Below are 18,852 nucleotides of genomic sequence, written 5' to 3'. Positions count from 1 at the left end.
CCAGAACAGGCAACGCATAACCCGCAGACAAACAAAAAGGCCCCGGGATTCGCATCCCGGGGCCTTTTGTATTTCAGCGATGGCTTACGCCGCTTTCGCTTCCGGCTGGCTCAGCGAGCGGTTCAGTGCGCTGAACAGCGCCTTGAAGCTGGCCGTGGTGATGTTTTCATCGATACCCACGCCGTGCACCGCACGTTCACCGTTCACACGCAGTTCAATGTAGGCCGCCGCCTTGGCATTGGTGCCCGCGCCGATGGCGTGTTCGTTGTAGTCCATGATTTCCACCGGGATCGGCAGGCCGGCCACCAGGGCCTCCAACGCGCCGTTGCCCTTGCCACGCCAGTGCAGGTTGGTTTCGCCCTGACCCTTGCTCGCCACTTCAACTTCGACGGCGCTGTTGCCGTTTTCTTCCTGCAGGCGATGGCTGACCAGCGCGTACGGGGTATTGGCCTGCAGGTACTCGCTGATCAACAGCGAGTGAATCTGCTTGGCGGTCATTTCCAGGCCCAGGCGATCGGTTTCGCGCTGCACGACCTGGCTGAATTCGATCTGCATGCGACGCGGCAAGCTGATGCCGTATTCCTGTTCCAACAGGTAGGCGATACCGCCCTTGCCCGACTGGCTGTTGACGCGAATCACTGCCTCGTAGCTGCGGCCGATGTCGGCCGGGTCGATCGGCAAGTACGGCACTTCCCACAAGGCATCGGATTCCTGCTGGGCGAAGCCCTTGCGGATCGCATCCTGGTGGGAGCCGGAGAACGCGGTGTGCACCAGGTCGCCGACGTACGGGTGACGCGGGTGAACCTGGATCTGGTTGCACTCTTCGACGACTTTGCGCACGCCGTCGATGTCGGAAAAGTCCAGTTGAGGGTCGAGACCCTGGGTGTACATGTTCAGCGCCACGGTCACCAGGTCGACGTTACCGGTACGCTCGCCGTTGCCGAACAGGCAGCCTTCGACACGGTCCGCGCCAGCCATCAGGCCCAGCTCGGTGGCGGCCACGCCAGTGCCACGGTCGTTGTGGGTGTGCAGGCTGATGATCACGCTGTCACGACGGTTGATGTGACGGCCGAACCATTCGATCTGGTCGGCATAGATGTTCGGGGTCGCGCATTCCACGGTGGCCGGCAGGTTCAGAATCATCTTGTGCTCAGGCGTCGGGTTCCAGACCTCGATCACCGCGTCACAGACTTCCTTGGCGAATTCCAGCTCGGTAGCGCTGAAGGTTTCCGGCGAATATTCGAAGGTCCACTCGGTTTCAGGCTGCTGGGCCGCATATTTGACGAACAGCTTGGCTGCGCTGACAGCGATTTCCTTGATCCCGTCTTTGTCCTGGTTGAAGACAATGCGGCGGAAGGAAGGGGAGGTCGCGTTGTACAGGTGAACGATGGCTTTCTTCGCCCCGCGCAGGGATTCGAAAGTGCGCTCGATCAGGTCTTCACGGCCCTGGGTCAGCACCTGGATGGTGGTGTCGTCCGGGATGTGGCCGTCTTCGATCAGGGTGCGCACGAAGTCGAAGTCGGTTTGCGACGCGGCCGGGAACGAGGCTTCGATTTCTTTCACGCCGACCTGCACCAGGGTTTTCCAGAAGCGCAGCTTCTTGACGGCGTCCATCGGTTCGATCAGCGACTGGTTGCCATCACGCAGGTCGGAGCTGCACCAGATCGGCGCGGTGGTGATGGTTTTCGACGGCCAGGTACGGTCCGGGATATCGATGGTCGGGAACGCGCGGTATTTTGAAGACGGGTCTTTGAGCATGCTCATCGGGATAATCCTTATTGTGTGGGCCGAAAAAAGGCGGCCTGCCGGTGGATCAAAATGTTCTGGGGTGGAGCGTAAGACGAGGCGCTGCGATTCAGCCCGGCAGTCGTGCGCTGACTAGGCACAAACTGCGGTGCTGGCGAAGCTGAATGAGGGTGTGAGAGGTTTTCATGCCTTCAACCCTAACCGCGAGGGGGAAGGATGGCAAGCAGTCGAAAAAAATTGAGAGGAATACTCGTGACGCCGTATTTATCGAGATTTTATTGCTCTGGTTCATGGCGATCGTTCGGTTGTTTGCGCAAGGTTTGAGCGATGCGCAATCGAGGGTTTCGGCGCCGGACGGTGTCAGTGAAGCTATTCTTAAAGCCTCGATTGGCAAGCAGGAGTCGGTGATGAACGAGTCCGATTGGAAGCTCTATTGCGTGTTGCGCCCGTTGGCCCGTGAGCGGATGTGCGTGCGGATTCTGGCGGATGTGGAAAAAACGGTGCTGGACAAGAGCATTGCGCCCTACGAACGGATTGATGCCAGCGAGGAAACACTCAAGGCGGGGCAGAAGGAGCTGTATTGGGCGTTTGGCGTGTTCAGGTTTTCACGTCACGAAGCGCGTTCGCATCTGCTCGGGTTGTGTGCCCGGGAGTTGATCTCGGGTGAGGAATTGATGGGTTTCTCGCAGGAAACTCAGGAGTGGATCAAGCATTGCCTGGCGGATCGCGAGGTGCATGGGATTGAGGATTTGGAGGCGGAGTAAGTGCCTGTGCAATCGCCATCGCGGGCAAGCCCGCTCCCACAGTTGGCGATGGTGTTCATAACATTTATGTACGTCGCCGAACCTGTGGGAGCGGGCTTGCCCGCGATGGGGGAATCCGCTTCACCCAATAACTAAGGCTGAAACGCCCCGATAAAAATCGCCGGATCCACCCGCGCGTCATTCAGGCTGACATTCCAGTGCATATGAGGCCCGGTCGCCCGGCCGGTCGCGCCGACCTTGCCCACCACACCACCGCGAGCCAATTGCTGCCCGACCTTCACGTCGATTTTCGACATATGGCAAAACATGCTGATAAAGCCCTGGCCGTGATCGACAAACACCGTGTTGCCATTGAAGAAGTAGTTGCCGATCAGGATTACTTTGCCGGCGGCCGGGGTCTTGATTGGTGTGCCAGCGCCCACGGCGAAATCCAGGCCGGAGTGAGGATTGCGTTCTTCACCGTTGAAGAAGCGGCGCACACCGAACTTGCTCGACAGCGGGCCGTTGACCGGTTTGTCCAGCAACAGGTTGCTCGGGGTGTTCGGGCTGAAGGTGCGATAAGCGGCAATCTGTTCGGCCAGTTCACGCTCGATGCGCTTGAGGTTGTCCGGGTCCGGATTGACTTGCTGGGTGTTCTTCAGGGTAATGCGTTGTTCCGGATACTTCTTGTTGCCGACGGTGAAACTCAGGTTGCGGCCGCCGCTGCTAATGGACTGGGCACCCGGTTTGACCGTCAGCGGTACGCCGACAATCGCCAGCCAGTTGTTCTGCTCCTTGACCACCAACACCGGTTTGCCCTGATAACTGGCCTTCGGCGCTTGCGCGGAAGCGCCCAGGTCGACGACGGCCACGCCGCCCGGCACCGGTTTATTCAACAGGCGGGTGATGTAGCTGTCGGCATGGGCGTTGAAAGTCAGGCACAGCAACAGCAGCGAAGCGAAAAAACGCGGCATGGATCAATCCAGTAAAGAAAGGGTGACAGGCGTCAGGTGATTGTCTTCGACCCGTACTTGCAGCTCGCCTTCGCCGAGTTTGGCTTTCAGGCGCTGGCCGGTATGAGTCTGCGCGGCGTTGCGGATCGCGTTGCCGCGCTCATCGAGCAAAATGCTGTAGCCACGGCCGAGGGTCGCCAGCGGGCTGACTACGTGCAACGTCTGCATCTGGCTTTGCAGTTGCAAGCGACGGCTTTTCAGTCCTTCGCGGATGGCGCGGGGCAGGCGTTCGGCGAGGCTGTCGAGGCGTTGGCGCAGCATCGCCAGTTGCCGACCGGGATGTTGCCCGGCCAAACGCGTCTCCAATCGGATCAATCGTTCGCGGCGGGTATTGAGACTGCGCTCGAAGGCGCGGCGCATGCGCATGTCCAGATCATCCAGACGCTGCGCTTGCTGGCGCAGGCGTTCGCCGGGATGGCGCAGGCGACGGGAGATGCCTTCCAGACGTAGCCGATCACGCATCAGGCGGTCGCGCATGCGCATCACCAAGCGGCGATGCAAGCTTTCGACCCGGCGCACCAGGTCGCTGGAATCCGGCGCGAGCAGTTCGGCAGCGGCGGACGGTGTCGGCGCGCGAACGTCGGCCACGAAATCGCTGATCGACACATCCGTTTCATGGCCGACGGCGCTGACGATCGGCGTCACGCACGCATCCACAGCGCGGGCCACGGCTTCTTCGTTGAAGCACCAGAGATCTTCCAGAGAGCCGCCGCCACGGGCCAGGATCAGCGCGTCGAAACCACGGGCATCCGCCAGTTTCAGGGCGCGGACAATTTGCGCGGTAGCTTCACGGCCTTGCACGGCGGTGGGGATCAGCGTCAGTTGAATCTGCGGCGCACGGCGGCGGAACACGCTGATGATGTCGCGGATCACCGCGCCGGTCGGCGAACTGATGATGCCAATGCGTTGCGGATGGGCCGGCAAGGGCACTTTGCGCTCGGCGCTGAACAGGCCTTCGGCGCTGAGTTTTTCCTTCAAGGCATCGAAGGCCAGACGCAAGGCGCCATCACCGGCCGGCTCCACGGTGTCGAGGATCAACTGGTAATCGCCGCGCCCTTCGAACAGCGAGACCTTGCCGCGCACCTTGACTGCCAGACCGTCCTTCAGCGCCTGGCGGACTCGCGCGGCGTTCTGCCGGAACAGTGCGCAACGTACTTGGGCGCCGCTGTCCTTGAGGGTGAAGTACACGTGGCCGGACGCCGGGCGGGCGAGGTTGGAGATTTCGCCCTCGACCCAAATGTTGCTGAACACGTCTTCGAGCAACACCCGCGCACGGCCGTTGAGCTGGCTGACGGTCAGGACTTCGCGGTCGAGGCCGAGTCTTGCAAAGGGATCTTTAATCATGGGGCGCATGATAAAGGCATTCTCCAGCTGAATGCACGATCCCTTGTAGGAGCTGCCGAAGGCTGCGATCTTTTGATGTTCAAAGGGCAAGATCAAAAGATCGCAGCCTGCGGCAGCTCCTACAGGGATTGGGTGAAATGTTCGATTTGTTGGGTCAATGGAATTTTGGTGGGGTGGGCTGGCTGGTGATCGGGGCGGGGATCGCCCTGGCGTATATCGTGTTTGGCATTGCCGGTTTCGGCACGGCCTTGGTGGCCGGGCCGATTCTTATTCTGTTCATGCCGTTGTCGAAAATCGTACCGCTGCTGGTGTTGCTGGATTTCGTCGCGGCGTTCGGCAATCTGTTGCCCTCACGGCGCGATGTGGCCAAGCCGGAGTTGCTACGGTTGCTGCCCTGCATGGCGGTGGGTTGTACCTTGGGCGTGATTTTCCTGCTGAACCTGAAATCCGATCTGTTGCTGTTGTTGATGGGGCTGTTTATCAGCGCCTATGCGATTTACAGCTTGTGGATAAAAGTCCGGCCGGAGCAGTTGTCCGCAGCCTGGGCGGTGCCGATGGGGACAGTGGGTGGGATGTTCGGTGCGTTGTTTGGCAGTGGTGGGTTTTTGTATGCGATCTATCTGAACAGTCGTCTGCCAAAAGATGAGGCGAGGGCGACGCAAAGTGCGTTGATCAGCTGCAGCACGGTGGTGCGCTTGAGCTTGTTTGCGATAGCGGGCGTGTATGCCGAGTTGCCCTTGCTGGTGTTGGCGCTGTGCTTGTTGCCGGCGATGGCGCTGGGGCTGTGGGTCGGTCGGCGGCTGACGATGCGTTTGTCCCGGGAAGCGTTTGTGCGATTGGTGACGTGGTTGGTGTTGGCTAGCGGGATTGCCCTGATTGGCCGCTATCTGAGCGCTTGATCACCATCCCTGTGGCGAGGGAGCTTGCTCCCGATGGGTCGCGTAGCGACCCCAAAAGGATTGATGCCGGATTTCAGAAAAAAATGGCTGACAGGTGATTGGGCTGCTGCGCAGCCCAGCGGGAGCAAGCTCCCTCGCCACAAAGATTTTTTGCGCTTGGATCAGTCGTTGTACTGGCTCAACAACCGTTCCATCCGCGCACTGAGGCGGCGTTTGATTTCGGTTTCGATGTGCGGCGCGAAGTCGTCGATCACGTCTTGCATGATCAATTGCGCTGCGGCGCGCAGTTCGTTGTCGAGGTACAGCAGGGCGTCGGCGTTTTTGCTGGCGCTCGGTGCCGGTGCCGGTTCGGCAGCAGGCTTGGGGGGGGGCGGTGCGACAGTCGGCGCAGGTTCGCTGACGGTATCGAACAGCATTGGAATCTGTTCCTGGTCACCGTCCTCGACCGTGTCGGTCAGCAGCGGTGGTTGCAGGTTGTCATCGCCGAGCAATTGGCGGATCGACTCAAGGTCGTCCAGCAGGTGCGCGGAATCTTGCAGCGGTTTTGGAGTGTCCATCGGAATGCTCAGAGTCGCTGTAAACGGTGATCTTGCAGAGGATAGCCCTGTTCGCGGTAGAAACGGAAACTCTCCCGCGCGGCCTGGCGTATCACCGGATCTTCGACCACCACTTCCGCCACGCGGGCAAAGCGTTGGGCAAAGGCCGGCACTTTCAGGTCGAGGTTGACCAGCAGGTCCTGATGCTGACCGCAGTCATCGCCTAAACCCAGCACGATCAGGCTGTCCGGTTCGCTTTCAGCAGGACCGTGGGGCACGAAGCTTTCACCTTTGAAGGTCCACAGGCGCGCATCGAGATCGTCGCGTTGAGCCGCATCACTGCAATGCAGGTAGACGCGGTGGCCCATGCGCCAGGCTTTCTCGGTGAGCTTGCAAGCAAAATCCAGACGTGCCGAAGGATCGGCGCTGGGCAGGATATAGAAGTCGACTTTGGTCATTGCGGTTCCTGAGCCTTTGGCGGCGTTACTCGAAAGCGACGCCGCCAAAGGTCATTGGTTTCAGGCTTTGGCGCGGTCCAGCAGGTATTGGGTCAGCAGTGGAACCGGACGGCCAGTGGCGCCCTTGTCCTTGCCACCGCTGGTCCAGGCAGTGCCTGCGATGTCCAGGTGCGCCCAGTTCAGGTTCTTGGTGAAGCGCGACAGGAAGCAGGCAGCGGTGATGGTGCCGGCTTTCGGGCCGCCGATGTTGGCGATGTCGGCGAACGGGCTGTCCAGTTGCTCCTGGTATTCGTCGAACAGCGGCAGTTGCCAGGCGCGGTCGTCGGCAGCTTTACCGGCACTCAGCAGTTGGCCGATCAGTTCATCGTTGTTGCCCAGCAGGCCCGAGGTGTGGGAGCCCAGTGCAACCACGCAGGCGCCGGTCAGAGTCGCGATGTCGATGACCGCTTGCGGTTTGAAGCGCTCGGAGTAGGTCAGGGCGTCGCACAGCACCAGACGGCCTTCGGCGTCGGTGTTGAGGATTTCCACGGTCTGGCCGCTCATGGTGGTGACGATGTCGCCCGGGCGCGAAGCGTTGCCGCTCGGCATGTTCTCGGCGCAGGCCAGAATGCACACCAGGTTGATCGGCAGCTTCAATTCCAGCACGGCACGCAAGGTGCCGAATACGCTGGCAGCGCCGCCCATGTCGTACTTCATTTCATCCATGCCGGCGCCCGGTTTCAGGCTGATGCCGCCGGTGTCGAAGGTGATGCCTTTACCGACCAGCGCGTATGGCTTCTCGGATTTCTTGCCGCCGTTGTATTGCATGACGATCAGGCGCGGAGGCTGGGCGCTGCCCTGGCCAACGGCGTAGAACGAGCCCATGCCCAGCGCCTTGATTTTCTTCTCGTCGAGGACTTCGACTTTCAGGTCCTTGAACTCTTTGCCGAGGTCTTTCGCCTGCTCACCGAGGAAAGTCGGGTGGCAGATGTTCGGCGGCAGGTTGCCCAGGTTGCGGGTGAAGGCCATGCCATTGGCGATCGCGGTCGCGTGGTTCACGGCGCGCTGCACTTCAGCCTGGGCGGCCTTGATGGTCAGCAGGGTGATTTTCTTCAGGGCGCGCGGCTCGGCTTTCTGGCTCTTGAACTGATCGAACTGGTATTCGCCATCGACCAGGGTTTCGGCCAGCAGACGGGTCTTGCCGTAGCTGTCACGACCCTTGACCACCACTTCGTCCAGCGCCAGAACAGCATCGCTGCCGGCCAAGCCTTTCAGCGTGTTGAGCACGCCGGCGATGATTTTGCGGAACGGGCGGTCGCCCAGTTCTTCATCCTTGCCCACGCCGACCAACAGCACGCGTTCGGCTTTCAGGTTCGGCAGGCTGTGCAGCAACAGGCTCTGGCCGACTTTGCCAGCCAGGTCACCGCGCTTGAGCACGGCGCTGATCGCACCGCCGCTGAGTTCGTCGAGTTGTTTGGCAGCGGCACCGAGCTTGCGGCCTTCGCTAACGGCGACGACCAGCGTGGCGGTCTTCAACGTTTCCGGGTTAACGCTTTTTACAACCAGTTCCATGTCCGGGTCCCTGAATTGATGGTCATCACGCAAGCGCTCGACAAGTTAAAGGCGTCGCTTGCTTATAAATAGGAAGGCGCCAGTACCTGCCGGCGACAAAGGCCGCAGTTTGAACCTCGCCGGCGGCGCCTGACAACCCTCGGTTGTACGATTGTAGGAGCGAGCCTGCTCGCGAGAAACCTGAGGCCACCGTGGGGTTTCAGACTTCCCGCGTTATCGTTGACGACCACCGCGAGCAAGCTTGCTCCTACACCCCCGCACCAATGCGCAGTGACAGGCGCACTCAATCACAGGATAATGCGCCATCTTTTTTCGGCGGCTCTGCCTTGCGGGCTGTCTGATGTGTTTGCTTGTTTGGCCGCCTTAGCCTGACAACCCTGGAGTGTCTGGTTTGATCGTCTTCCGTTATCTATCCCGCGAAGTCCTGTTGACCTTGAGCGCCGTCAGCGCCGTGCTGCTGGTCATCATCATGAGCGGGCGTTTCATCAAATACCTCGCCCAGGCGGCGTCGGGTCTGCTGGACCCGGGCTCGCTATTCCTGATCATGGGCTTCCGTCTGCCCGGTTTTCTTCAGCTGATCCTGCCGCTGGGGCTGTTTCTCGGGATCCTGCTGGCCTATGGCCGCTTGTACCTCGAAAGCGAAATGACTGTGCTGTCGGCCACCGGCATGAGCCAGCAACGCCTGTTCCGCATGACCCTGTTCCCGGCCACGCTGGTGGCACTGGTCGTGGCCTGGTTGAGCCTGAGCCTGGCACCACAAGGTGCCAATCAGTTTCAACTGCTGCTGAACAAGCAAGATGCCCTGACCGAGTTCGATACCCTGGAGCCCGGCCGCTTCCAGGCCCTGCGCGACGGAACACGGGTGACGTATACCGAACAGCTGTCGGATGACCGTGTCAATCTGGGTGGCGTGTTCATCTCGCAAAAGAACGTCAATTCCGACAAGAAGGATCGCGGGATCTCCGTGCTGGTGGCCGAGAAGGGCCGTCAGGAAATCCGCCCTGACGGCAACCGCTACCTGATCCTCGACAATGGCTACCGCTACGACGGTAATCCCGGGCAAGCCGATTACCGCGCGATCAAGTACGAAGAATATGGCGTGTTGCTGCCAAAGCCTGATGTCAGCGACGAAGTGACCGACCGTGACGCGATGACCACCGCTTCCTTGCTGGGCAGTGACGACATCCGTTCCCGCACCGAGCTGCAATGGCGCCTGTCCTTGCCGTTGCTGGTGTTCATCGTCACCTTGATGGCGGTGCCGCTGTCACGGGTCAATCCGCGTCAGGGCCGTTTCCTCAAGCTGCTGCCGGCGATTCTCCTCTACATGGCTTACCTGACCATCCTGATTGCCGCTCGCGGCGCCCTGGAAAAGGGCAAGATCCCGCCGGCGTTGGGGTTGTGGTGGGTGCACGGGATCTTCCTGGTCATTGGCCTGGGCCTGCTCTATTGGGAACCTTTGCGCTTGAAGATGGCGAGTCGCCGTAGCGCGCAGGAGGTGGCCCGTGGTTAAGCTCGATCGTTACATTGGTAGCAGCGTATTCATGGCGATCCTGGCGGTACTGGGGATCATTCTCGGTCTGGCGACACTGTTCGCGTTCATCGACGAGATGAGCGAAGTCAGCGATACCTACACCTTGGTCGACGTGGCAAGTTACGTACTGCTGACCGCGCCGCGACGTCTGTACGACATGCTGCCGATGGCGGCATTGATCGGTTGCCTGATCGGCCTCGGCAGCCTGGCCAGTAACAGCGAGCTGACCATCATGCGTGCGGCTGGCGTCTCGATCGGCCGGATCGTCTGGGCCGTGATGAAGCCGATGCTGATCCTGATGGTCGTTGGTGTCTTGATCGGTGAATACGTCGCGCCGGCCACCGAAGTGACTGCTCAGGCCAATCGTTCCCTGGCTCAGGGCGGGGGCGATGCACAAAGCGCCAAGCATGGTCTGTGGCACCGCCAGGGTGACGAGTTCATTCACGTCAACTCTGTCCAGCCTAATGGCCTGCTGTACGGCGTCACCCGTTATCGTTTCGATAATGAGCGTCATATGCTGTCCTCCAGCTTCGCCAAGCGGGCGCAGTTTGACCAGGATCACTGGCAGTTGAGCGACGTCACCACCACGCTGTTCCATGAGAAGAGCACCGAGGTGGTTTCCGCGCCTGTTGAGCGTTGGGATGTGGCTTTGAGCCCGCAACTGTTGAGTACGGTGGTGATGTCGCCGGACACGCTGTCGATCAGCGGCTTGTGGGGTTACATCCACTACCTGGCGGACCAGGGGTTGAGCAATGGCCGCTACTGGCTGGCATTTTGGGTCAAGGTGTTGCAGCCGTTGGTCACCGCTGCACTGGTACTGATGGCGATTTCATTCATCTTCGGTCCGTTGCGTTCGGTGACCCTTGGTCAGCGAGTGTTTACTGGCGTGCTGGTGGGCTTCACGTTCCGTATTGCCCAGGATTTGCTGGGGCCTTCGAGCCTGGTGTTTGGCTTCTCGCCGCTGTTTGCGGTGCTGGTGCCGGCCGGTATCTGTGCCTTGGCCGGATTCTGGTTATTGCGTCGCGCCGGTTAAGGGCGGGGCTTTCCCGACTTCACTGGTCATAAAAAACGCCCCTGTCGCAAGACCGGGGCGTTTTTGTACGTGCCGTCTGACCTGCGAACGTGACGCTTGCGCCGTGGATCAGGTACAATTCCCGGCTATTTTTCGGCGGGCTATGCCTGCAGCCTTTTTGAGTGTTGATCCGTGAGTGATTTGAGTCATATCCGCAATTTCTCCATCATCGCCCACATTGACCATGGCAAGTCGACGCTGGCCGACCGTTTCATTCAGATGTGTGGCGGCCTGGCCGAGCGCGAAATGGAAGCCCAGGTCCTCGACTCCATGGACCTTGAGCGGGAACGCGGCATCACCATCAAGGCGCATAGCGTTACCCTGTATTACAAAGCCCGTGATGGCGTCACCTATCAGCTGAACTTCATTGATACCCCCGGCCACGTTGACTTCACCTATGAAGTCAGCCGTTCGTTGGCGGCCTGTGAAGGCGCGCTGCTGGTGGTCGATGCCGGTCAGGGCGTTGAAGCCCAGTCCGTAGCCAACTGCTATACCGCGATCGAGCAGGGCCTGGAAGTGATGCCGGTGCTGAACAAGATCGACCTGCCACAGGCCGATCCGGACCGCGTCAAAGAAGAAATCGAAAAAATCATCGGCATCGATGCCACCGACGCGGTCACTTGCAGCGCCAAGACCGGTCTGGGCGTCGATGAAGTGCTGGAGCGCCTGGTTACCACCATTCCTGCGCCAACCGGCAACATCGAAGATCCGTTGCAAGCGTTGATCATCGACTCCTGGTTCGACAACTACCTGGGTGTTGTGTCCCTGGTTCGCGTGCGCCACGGCCGCGTGAAGAAGGGCGACAAGATCCTGGTCAAGTCCACCGGCAAGATCCACCTGGTGGACAGCGTCGGTGTATTCAACCCGAAACACACCGCCACCGTTGACCTGAAGGCCGGCGAAGTGGGCTTCATCATCGCCGGTATCAAGGACATCCACGGTGCACCAGTCGGTGACACCCTGACCTTGAGCTCGACGCCAGATGTCGACGTCCTGCCAGGCTTCAAACGCATCCAGCCGCAGGTTTACGCCGGCCTGTTCCCGGTCAGCTCCGACGATTTCGAAGATTTCCGTGAAGCGCTGCAAAAGCTCACCCTGAACGACTCGTCGCTGCAGTACACCCCGGAAAGCTCCGACGCCCTGGGCTTCGGCTTCCGTTGCGGCTTCCTCGGCATGCTGCACATGGAGATCATCCAGGAGCGCCTCGAGCGCGAGTATGACCTGGACCTGATCACCACCGCGCCGACAGTAATCTTCGAGCTGCTGCTCAAGACCGGTGAGACGATCTACGTCGATAACCCGTCGAAACTGCCGGACCTGTCTTCCATCGAAGACATGCGTGAGCCGATCGTGCGGGCCAACATTCTTGTGCCGCAAGAGCACCTTGGCAACGTCATTACGCTGTGCATCGAAAAACGTGGTGTGCAGGTCGACATGCTGTTCCTCGGCACCCAGGTCCAGGTGACCTACGACTTGCCGATGAACGAAGTGGTCCTGGACTTCTTCGATCGCCTGAAGTCCACCAGCCGCGGCTATGCTTCGCTGGATTACCATTTCGATCGTTACCAATCGGCTAGTCTGGTGAAACTGGATGTGCTGATCAACGGCGACAAGGTCGACGCCCTGGCGCTGATCGTGCACCGTGACAACGCGCACTACAAAGGTCGCCAGTTGACCGAGAAGATGAAAGAACTGATTCCGCGGCAGATGTTCGACGTGGCAATCCAGGCCGCCATTGGCGGGCAGATTGTGGCGCGGACAACCGTCAAGGCGCTCAGAAAGAACGTATTGGCCAAATGCTACGGTGGTGACGTCAGCCGTAAGAAGAAACTGCTGGAGAAGCAAAAGGCCGGTAAAAAACGCATGAAGCAGGTCGGCAACGTGGAAATTCCACAAGAAGCCTTCCTTGCCGTGCTCAGGTTGGATAGTTAGGTCCTATGTCACTAAATTTCCCGCTGTTGCTGGTCATCGCCGTATTTGTCTGCGGCCTGTTGGCGTTGCTTGATCTGTTGATCCTGGCACCGCGTCGGCGTGCCGCCATCGCTTCCTATCAGGGCAGCGTCAGCCAGCCTGATGTGGTGGTGGTCGAGAAACTGAACAAAGAGCCGCTGCTGGTCGAGTATGGCAAGTCGTTCTTCCCGGTGTTGTTCATCGTGCTGGTGCTGCGTTCGTTCCTGGTGGAACCGTTCCAGATTCCTTCCGGCTCGATGAAACCAACCCTGGACGTCGGCGACTTCATTCTGGTGAGCAAGTTTTCTTACGGGATCCGCCTGCCGGTGATCGACAAGAAAATCATCGAAGTTGGCGAGCCACAACGCGGTGATGTGATGGTGTTCCGCTATCCGAGCGACCCGAACGTCAACTACATCAAGCGTGTAGTGGGCTTGCCGGGTGATCAGGTTCGCTACACTGCTGACAAGCGTCTGTTCGTCAACGGCGAGTCGATTGCTGAAAAACTGGTCGGCTCCGAGCCGGGTACGCTGGGCAGCGCCGAGCTCTACAAGGAAAAACTCGGCGCTGCCGAGCACTTGATCCGCAAGGAAATGAGCCGCTATCGCGCAACGCCGGACCGTACATGGACTGTGCCTGCCGGGCACTATTTCATGATGGGCGACAACCGCGACAACTCCAACGACAGTCGCTACTGGGATGATCCGAGCATTCCCAAGGATCTGCTGGGCATGGTTCCCGACAAGAATATCGTCGGCAAGGCCTTCGCAGTCTGGATGAGCTGGCCGGAACCCAAACTCAGTCACCTGCCGAATTTCTCGCGGGTTGGCCTGATCCAGTAATCACACACGGCGCTGTTGAACACAGCGCCGAATGCATTTCTGGAACCGGCACATTCAGGACTGGAAGCATGAAGCCAATGATATTCAGGACGTTATTTTTGAACACAGCGTTAATTGTCCCAAGCCTGCGCCCAATCCCGGCGATGGCGGTGGAATCCAACCACGAACTCAGCGTGGGTAAACCGTGAGCGTCTCCTTAAGCCGTCTCGAGCGTCAGCTCGGTTACACCTTCAAGGATCAGGAACTGATGGTCCTGGCCCTGACTCACCGCAGCTTCGCCGGGCGTAACAACGAACGCCTGGAATTCCTCGGTGATGCCATTCTCAACTTCGTCGCCGGCGAGGCTTTGTTCGATCGCTTCCCGTTGGCTCGCGAAGGCCAATTGTCGCGTTTGCGCGCGCGCCTGGTGAAAGGTGAGACCCTGGCCGTACTGGCCCGCGGTTTCGATCTGGGCGAGTACTTGCGTTTGGGTTCCGGCGAATTGAAAAGCGGCGGTTTCCGTCGCGAGTCGATTCTGGCCGATGCCCTGGAAGCGCTGATTGGTGCGATCTATCTGGACGCCGGCATGGAAGTGGCGCGCGAACGCGTGCTGGCCTGGCTGGCCGGTGAGTTCGAAGGCCTGACACTGGTCGACACCAACAAGGATCCCAAGACCCGTTTGCAGGAACACCTGCAATCGCGCGGTTGCGATCTTCCTCGTTACGAGGTGGTGGACATCCAGGGTGAGCCGCACTGCCGAACCTTCTTCGTCGAATGCGAAGTTGTCTTACTGAATGAAAAAAGCCGAGGTCAGGGTGTGAGCCGTCGTATTGCCGAACAGGTAGCGGCCGCCGCAGCACTGATTGCCCTGGGCGTGGAGAATGGCAATGACTGATACAAACGCAACTCGCTGTGGCTACGTTGCCATCGTCGGCCGTCCCAACGTGGGCAAGTCCACACTGCTGAATCACATCCTCGGCCAGAAGCTGGCGATCACCTCGCGCAAACCGCAAACCACCCGCCACAACATGCTCGGCATCAAGACCGAGGGTGCCGTGCAAGCGATCTACGTTGACACCCCTGGCATGCACAAGGGTGGCGAAAAGGCGCTGAACCGCTACATGAACAAGACCGCTTCGGCGGCGTTGAAAGACGTCGACGTGGTGATCTTCGTGGTGGATCGCACCAAGTGGACCGAAGAAGACCAGATGGTCCTCGAGCGCGTGCAATACGTGACCGGCCCGCTGATCGTGGCGCTGAACAAGACCGACCGCATCGAAGACAAGGCCGAGCTGATGCCGCACTTGTCCTGGTTGCAGGAACAGCTGCCGAACGCGCAGATCATCCCGATTTCGGCCCAGCACGGTCACAACCTCGACGCGCTGGAGCGCGTGATTGCCGAGCATCTGCCGGAAAACGATCACTTCTTCCCGGAAGACCAGATCACCGACCGCAGCAGCCGTTTCCTCGCCGCCGAACTGGTACGCGAGAAAATCATGCGTCAGATGGGCGCGGAGCTGCCGTACCAGATCACCGTCGAAATCGAAGAGTTCAAGCAGCAGGGCAAGACCCTGCACATCCATGCCTTGATCCTCGTCGAGCGTGACGGCCAGAAGAAAATCATCATTGGCGACAAGGGCGAGCGCATCAAGCGCATCGGCACCGAGGCGCGCAAGGACATGGAGTTGCTGTTCGACTCCAAGATCATGCTGAACCTGTGGGTCAAGGTTAAGGGTGGCTGGTCCGATGACGAGCGTGCGTTGCGTTCGCTGGGTTATGGCGACCTGTAACTGATTCAAAGATCAAAAGATCGCAGCCTTCGGCAGCTCCTACATGGGTTTTGTGTTTACCTGTAGGAGCTGCCGAAGGCTGCGATCTTTTTGCAATTCCTGACAGGTAAATTCTTCACCATGTCGCAAACTCCGGCACTCGGCCAACCCGCCTACGTCCTCCATTCCCGCGCCTACCGCGAAAGCAGTGCGCTGGTGGACTTCCTCACGCCGCAAGGTCGGCTGCGGGCGGTGTTGCGCAGTGCGCGGGGCAAGGCCGGGACGCTGGCGCGGCCGTTTGTGCCGCTGGAAGTCGAGTTCCGCGGACGCGGCGAGCTGAAGAATGTCGGTCGTATGGAAAGTGCCGGCGTTTCCACCTGGCTCAATGGCGAGGCGCTGTTCAGTGGCCTGTATCTCAATGAATTACTGATTCGCCTGCTGCCTGCCGAAGACCCGCATCCTGCCGTGTTCGATCACTACGCCGCGACCTTGCTGGCCCTGGCCGAAGGTCGTCCGCTCGAGCCACTGCTGCGTTCGTTCGAATGGCGGCTGCTGGATGATCTGGGCTATGGCTTTTCCATGAATACCGACATTCACGAAGAGCCCATCGCACCTGACGGCCTCTATCGCTTACAAGTGGATGCGGGGCTGGAGCGGGTTTACCTGCTGCAACCCGGCCTGTTCAACGGTACGGAATTACTGGCCATGGCCGATGCTGACTGGAGCGCTCCCGGTGCCTTGTCGGCGGCCAAGCGTTTGATGAGACAGGCGCTGGCCGTTCATCTGGGCGGTCGGCCGCTGGTTTCCCGAGAGTTGTTTCGAAAGCCGTAAATTCCCCGTGTATGCTGTGCACCGAACTTTCTCTTCTTCTGGAGCGCTTTCCGTGACCACCAGCACCCGTATTCTTCTTGGCGTGAACATCGACCACGTTGCCACCCTGCGTCAGGCCCGGGGCACTCGCTACCCGGATCCGGTCAAGGCAGCACTGGACGCGGAAGAGGCGGGCGCTGACGGCATCACCGTGCACCTGCGTGAAGACCGTCGGCACATCCAGGAACGCGATGTGCTGCTGCTCAAGGACGTGCTGCAAACCCGCATGAACTTCGAAATGGGCGTCACTGAAGAGATGATGCAGTTCGCCGAACGGATTCGTCCGGCGCATATTTGCCTGGTGCCGGAAACCCGTCAGGAGCTGACCACCGAAGGTGGCCTGGACGTGGCGGGGCAGGAAGCGCGGATCAAGGCCGCGGTGGAGCGCCTGTCGAAGATTGGCTCCGAAGTGTCGCTGTTCATTGACGCCGACGAGCGTCAGATCGAAGCGTCCCGTCGTGTCGGCGCCCCCGCCATCGAGTTGCACACTGGGCGTTATGCCGATGCCGAGACGCCGACTGAAGTGGCGGAAGAACTCAAGCGCGTGGCTGATGGCGTGGCGTTTGGTTTGGCCCAGGGTCTGATCGTCAATGCAGGCCACGGTCTGCACTATCACAACGTTGAGGCCGTGGCGGCGATCAAGGGCATCAACGAGCTGAATATTGGCCATGCACTGGTGGCTCATGCGTTGTTCGTCGGGTTCAAGTCGGCTGTTTCGGAGATGAAAGCGCTGATTCTGGCGGCGGCTTTGAAGGGTTAAGATCAAAAGATCGCAGCCTTCGGCAGCTCCTACAGGGGATCGCATTCCAATGTAGGAGCTGCCGAAGGCTGCGATCTTTTGCTTTAAAGGGGAGCCGGTTCCTGCGCAGGCTTGCTCTTGTCGATCCCCGGCACGTGCAGGTTGCCCTCGGCCACCTGGTCGCCTTCAAGTTGCGGCTGCGTCACCCAGGTCAGGATGTCGTAATAGCGGCGGATGTTCGCCACAAAATGCACTGGCTCGCCGCCACGGGCGTAGCCGTAACGGGTTTTGCTGTACCACTTCTTCTCGGACAGACGCGGCAGCATTTTCTTCACGTCCAGCCACTTGTCCGGATTCAGCCCTTCCTTGGCCGCCAGTTTGCGCGCGTCGTCCAGGTGACCGCTGCCGACGTTGTAGGCGGCGAGGGCAAACCAGGTGCGATCCGGCTCCTGGATCGAATCGTCCAGCTGTTCCTTCATATAGGCCAGGTACTTGGCGCCGCCCATGATGCTCTGCTTGGGGTCGAGGCGGTTGGACACGCCCATGGCCTGTGCGGTGTTCTGGGTCAGCATCATCAAGCCACGCACGCCGGTCTTGGACGTGACGGCCGGTTGCCACAGGGATTCCTGATAGCCGATCGCCGCCAGCAGGCGCCAGTCGACTTTTTCTTTCTTGGCGTACGCCTTGAAGTGCTGTTCGTACTTGGGCAGGCGCTGCTGCAAATGCTGGGCGAACGTGGTGGCGCCCATGTAGCCGAGGACGTCGACATGCCCGTAATAACGGTCTTTAAGGCGTTGCAGGGTGCCGTTTTTCTTGACCTTGTCGAGGTAGTCGTTGATCTCGTTGAGCAGGCTGTTGTCGTCACCGGGCGCCACCGCCCAACTCTGGTTGCTGGCGTCACCCAGGTCAAAGGCGACCCGGATGTTAGTGAAGTAGACCTGGTTCATCGCCACTTCATTGGAGTCGACCAGTGTCAGGTCGATCTGACCTTCGTCGACCATGCGCAACAGATCGACCACTTCAACCTGGTCGGACTCTTCATAATCAATGCCGGGAAATTTCTTTTTCAGCTCCGCCAGTTGTCCGGCGTGGGTGCTGCCCTTGAGTACCATGATCTTCTTGCCCACCAGATCCTTCGCATCGGTCGGCCGTGATTTGCCGTTGCGGTAGATGATCTGCGGGGTGACTTCCAGATAGGAGTGGGAAAAACGCACCTGCTTCTTGCGTTCTTCGCTGCTGACCAGGCCGGCGGCGGCCAGCACCGGGCCGTTGGGCTTGCCGACCTGATTGAACAGGTCGTCGAGGTTGTCGGCAGTCTCGATCTTCAGCTCGACCCCCAGATCGTCGGCAAAGCGCTTCACCAGCTCGTATTCGAAGCCGGTTTCACCGTTGCGATCCTGAAAGTAGGTGGCGGGGCTGTTACGGGTGACCACCCGCAGCACACCATCCTCCTTTACGCGCTCCAGCGTGTTGGGTTTATCAACACAGCCACCGAGCATCAGGAAGAGTCCGGTTGCGATCAGCCATTTGGCGTACCGCGGACGCAAAGCCGTTGGGGAAAACATGTGCGCAGTATACGCAAAGGACCACGGGCGCCATATCTCGACAGCGAAGGGGTTGTCTGCTAGCGATCACAAAATCGGCCGAAACCCCGCAGGAATGGGCTTTGTCTGCATTTTGATACAGTAAAAATAAGCTGTTGTTATGTGCCCGTTTAACCTGACTTTCGAGGCAGAAACACAGATCGACACTCGAGTGCAACCGTGCGTAGCGTTTCGGGTGATGTCGCGGGCTGTTTAGGCTAGAATGC

Annotated in this window: 17 protein-coding genes; 10 read left to right on the top strand and 7 right to left on the bottom strand. The window is 59.6% G+C overall.

The annotated features are described in order from the left end of the window. Nucleotides 1-84: 84 nt before the first annotated feature. Nucleotides 85-1,764, bottom strand: a complete 1,680-nt coding sequence (gene leuA / locus KGB21_RS25145; protein ID WP_223507039.1) for a 2-isopropylmalate synthase — start codon at nt 1,762-1,764, stop codon at nt 85-87. 167 nt (nt 1,765-1,931) lie between these two features. On the opposite strand from leuA, the gene KGB21_RS25140 reads away from it, so the two are divergent. Continuing rightward, nucleotides 1,932-2,510, top strand: coding sequence for a hypothetical protein (locus KGB21_RS25140; protein WP_223507038.1), 579 nt, complete (start codon nt 1,932-1,934; stop codon nt 2,508-2,510). Between the two features lie 131 nt (nt 2,511-2,641). On the opposite strand, the gene KGB21_RS25135 is transcribed toward KGB21_RS25140, so the two are convergent. Further along, a complete protein-coding gene (locus KGB21_RS25135) occupies nt 2,642-3,463 on the bottom strand; it encodes a M23 family metallopeptidase (protein WP_223507037.1) in 822 nt (273 codons plus the stop codon). 3 nt (nt 3,464-3,466) lie between these two features. Continuing rightward, nucleotides 3,467-4,846: an exodeoxyribonuclease VII large subunit gene (gene xseA, locus KGB21_RS25130; protein WP_223507045.1), complete on the bottom strand. Its 1,380-nt coding sequence runs from the start codon at nt 4,844-4,846 to the stop codon at nt 3,467-3,469. A gap of 137 nt (nt 4,847-4,983) precedes the next feature. Between xseA and KGB21_RS25125 the strand changes: the two genes are divergently transcribed. Beyond that, nucleotides 4,984-5,745 carry a sulfite exporter TauE/SafE family protein gene (locus KGB21_RS25125; RefSeq protein WP_223507036.1) on the top strand — a complete coding sequence of 254 codons (762 nt, stop codon included), beginning with the start codon at nt 4,984-4,986 and terminating at the stop codon, nt 5,743-5,745. Nucleotides 5,746-5,906: 161 nt separating this feature from the next. Here the strand turns inward: KGB21_RS25125 and KGB21_RS25120 are convergent, their stop codons facing one another. The 3 genes from KGB21_RS25120 to KGB21_RS25110 are packed head-to-tail and all read right to left on the bottom strand — an operon-like array spanning nt 5,907 to nt 8,290. Then, nucleotides 5,907-6,302, bottom strand: a complete 396-nt coding sequence (locus tag KGB21_RS25120) for a hypothetical protein (RefSeq protein WP_034150825.1) — start codon at nt 6,300-6,302, stop codon at nt 5,907-5,909. An 8-nt stretch (nt 6,303-6,310) separates the two neighbouring features. Further along, on the bottom strand, nt 6,311-6,739 hold the full coding sequence (locus tag KGB21_RS25115; RefSeq protein WP_223507035.1) for a DNA polymerase III subunit chi: 429 nt from the start codon (nt 6,737-6,739) through the stop codon (nt 6,311-6,313). Nucleotides 6,740-6,799: 60 nt separating this feature from the next. Next, on the bottom strand, nt 6,800-8,290 hold the full coding sequence (locus KGB21_RS25110; protein WP_223507034.1) for a leucyl aminopeptidase: 1,491 nt from the start codon (nt 8,288-8,290) through the stop codon (nt 6,800-6,802). 391 nt (nt 8,291-8,681) lie between these two features. Between KGB21_RS25110 and lptF the strand changes: the two genes are divergently transcribed. The 8 genes from lptF to pdxJ all read left to right on the top strand — a co-directional run bounded on the left by lptF (nt 8,682) and on the right by pdxJ (nt 17,063). Continuing rightward, nucleotides 8,682-9,800, top strand: coding sequence for an LPS export ABC transporter permease LptF (gene lptF / locus KGB21_RS25100; protein WP_034150822.1), 1,119 nt, complete (start codon nt 8,682-8,684; stop codon nt 9,798-9,800). Then, nucleotides 9,793-10,854, top strand: a complete 1,062-nt coding sequence (lptG, locus tag KGB21_RS25095) for an LPS export ABC transporter permease LptG (RefSeq protein ID WP_034150821.1) — start codon at nt 9,793-9,795, stop codon at nt 10,852-10,854. The genes lptF and lptG overlap by 8 nt, the downstream gene beginning before the upstream one ends. A 171-nt stretch (nt 10,855-11,025) precedes the next feature. Then, nucleotides 11,026-12,825: a translation elongation factor 4 gene (gene lepA, locus KGB21_RS25090; protein ID WP_034150820.1), complete on the top strand. Its 1,800-nt coding sequence runs from the start codon at nt 11,026-11,028 to the stop codon at nt 12,823-12,825. Between the two features lie 5 nt (nt 12,826-12,830). Beyond that, complete coding sequence (gene lepB, locus KGB21_RS25085; protein WP_034150819.1) at nt 12,831-13,685, top strand: signal peptidase I; 855 nt, start codon at nt 12,831-12,833, stop codon at nt 13,683-13,685. Between the two features lie 184 nt (nt 13,686-13,869). Beyond that, a complete protein-coding gene (gene rnc, locus KGB21_RS25080; RefSeq protein WP_034150818.1) occupies nt 13,870-14,559 on the top strand; it encodes a ribonuclease III in 690 nt (229 codons plus the stop codon). Continuing rightward, a complete protein-coding gene (gene era / locus KGB21_RS25075; RefSeq protein WP_034150817.1) occupies nt 14,552-15,454 on the top strand; it encodes a GTPase Era in 903 nt (300 codons plus the stop codon). The genes rnc and era overlap by 8 nt, the downstream gene beginning before the upstream one ends. A gap of 120 nt (nt 15,455-15,574) precedes the next feature. Further along, nucleotides 15,575-16,264 carry a DNA repair protein RecO gene (gene recO / locus KGB21_RS25070; protein WP_223507033.1) on the top strand — a complete coding sequence of 230 codons (690 nt, stop codon included), beginning with the start codon at nt 15,575-15,577 and terminating at the stop codon, nt 16,262-16,264. 52 nt (nt 16,265-16,316) lie between these two features. Further along, nucleotides 16,317-17,063: a pyridoxine 5'-phosphate synthase gene (gene pdxJ / locus KGB21_RS25065; RefSeq protein WP_034150816.1), complete on the top strand. Its 747-nt coding sequence runs from the start codon at nt 16,317-16,319 to the stop codon at nt 17,061-17,063. An 83-nt stretch (nt 17,064-17,146) separates the two neighbouring features. Here pdxJ and mltF read toward each other — a convergent pair whose 3' ends face one another. Next, the gene (mltF, locus tag KGB21_RS25060; RefSeq protein WP_034150815.1) at nt 17,147-18,607 is read right to left on the bottom strand and encodes a membrane-bound lytic murein transglycosylase MltF; all 1,461 of its coding nucleotides are present in this window, start codon (nt 18,605-18,607) and stop codon (nt 17,147-17,149) included. Nucleotides 18,608-18,852: the final 245 nt, after the last annotated feature.

The organism is Pseudomonas sp. GL-RE-29, assembly GCF_019947275.1.
Classification (GTDB): Bacteria; Pseudomonadota; Gammaproteobacteria; order Pseudomonadales; family Pseudomonadaceae; genus Aquipseudomonas; species Aquipseudomonas fluorescens_A.
The sequence above is the reverse complement of the archived record's forward strand: the minus strand, read 5'-3'. Positions and strand labels throughout refer to the sequence as shown.